Source organism: Vibrio sp. 811, from assembly GCF_033339195.1.
Map to the genome: position 1 here is coordinate 1 of NZ_JAWOUB010000614.1, position 602 is coordinate 602.

The 602-nt window shown below is 35.4% G+C and carries 1 protein-coding gene; it reads right to left on the reverse strand.

The genetic code is table 11. The features are described 5' to 3' along the window. Nucleotides 1-43 precede the first annotated feature (43 nt). Nucleotides 44-271 (reverse strand): FeoA family protein, encoded by a 228-nt coding sequence (locus tag R7Q46_RS28405; RefSeq protein ID WP_005455496.1) that lies wholly within the window; start codon nucleotides 269-271, stop codon nucleotides 44-46. Nucleotides 272-602 lie beyond the last annotated feature (331 nt).

The window sequence follows — 602 nt, forward strand, 5'->3', positions numbered from 1 at the left end:
TTACCGCTGTTTGGGTTACCTACGGTAAGAACTTGATACTGCATTACACTCGCTCCACTTCAATTTTTTGAGCAATGGTTTCTCTTAATGCAACAGATACACCGCGTACCTCAACTTGTAGCGGGTCTCCCATCGGCGCGCGTCTGATCACCTTAACTTCTGTGTTCGGAAGTAGCCCCATTACCATAAGCTTTTTTCTAATATCTGATGAAAGACCATCTAACAAACGAATTGTCACCGTATCGCCAGGTTTAATTTCTGATAATTTCATAGTGGCCCTTAAGAGTATTGCTAATGATAAATATTATTATTTAAGAGTATTTAGGCAGCGATAATACTCCTCTATACCCTTCCATTCATTGTGTGAAATCAAAGATTCCATAATTGCCTTTCATATTTTGAACGTTAACTCCGTTAAGTTTCACCTCGTCATTTTCGTCAAAATCGACATTTTGAAAACCATAAAAAAGAAACAAAAACTTAACACCGCCTAAGCAGAATAAATATTCCAATTTAAAATCAATGACTTAAAATAAAAAATCAACATTGTCGCTTTTCTCATATCAACCTGTCGTTATTTTTATAAGAAAAATAAGTAAGGT

What these genes read in the sequence shown, in the direction of transcription:
- R7Q46_RS28405 (WP_005455496.1), bottom strand. Translation starts at nt 271, where the DNA reads ATGAAATTATCAGAAATTAAACCTGGCGATACGGTGACAATTCGTTTG.